This is a genomic window from Alteromonas sp. S015 (genome assembly GCF_036864485.1).
In the GTDB taxonomy this organism is placed as follows: domain Bacteria; phylum Pseudomonadota; class Gammaproteobacteria; order Enterobacterales; family Alteromonadaceae; genus Alteromonas.
Genome location: NZ_JAZETO010000030.1, coordinates 1 through 496, shown reverse-complemented (window position 1 = coordinate 496; position 496 = coordinate 1). Strand labels below are relative to the sequence as shown.

General features: G+C 48.8%; 1 protein-coding gene. It reads right to left on the bottom strand.

Annotation, left to right across the window (positions count from 1 at the left end; translation table 11 throughout):
- On the bottom strand, positions 1 to 496 hold a 496-nt coding region (locus tag V7R42_RS19895), incomplete at both ends, for a flagellin N-terminal helical domain-containing protein (RefSeq protein ID WP_443983605.1).

The following is a 496-nucleotide window of genomic DNA, read 5'->3' as shown; positions in this document are numbered from 1 at the left end:
GCGCTTTTTGTCTACCACTGCAATCAGATTGTCCATACCAGCTAAAACCGCCTGCGCTCCTGCTTGGCTTGATACGCTGATACCGGTCGCTTGGAATATATCCGAAAAAGAATAAGAGGATGCAGCGTTTGCACCGTTGGCGTTTTCACTTACCCCTTCTAAATTCGTAGCAAGGGCTTCGCCGGTTACTGCACTGGCGACACTCGCGATACCTGACAGGGTAAAACCACCGTTAGCTGACAACGAATTCGCTGTGCCGCCAACATTTTGCATACTAAAGCCTATGGTTTGTACCGCATCTGCACCCACTTGGAAGTTGGCTTCGTACGTACCATTTAGTAAGTTCTGCCCACCAAATGTTGTATCCGATGCCACGCGATTAACTTCTGTCATTAGTGCGCGGATTTCTTCTTGAATTGCTAGGCGATCTTCATCGGTGTTTGAACCGTTCGCCGACTGTGATGCCAAAGTACGAACACGTTGGAACATGGTGGTA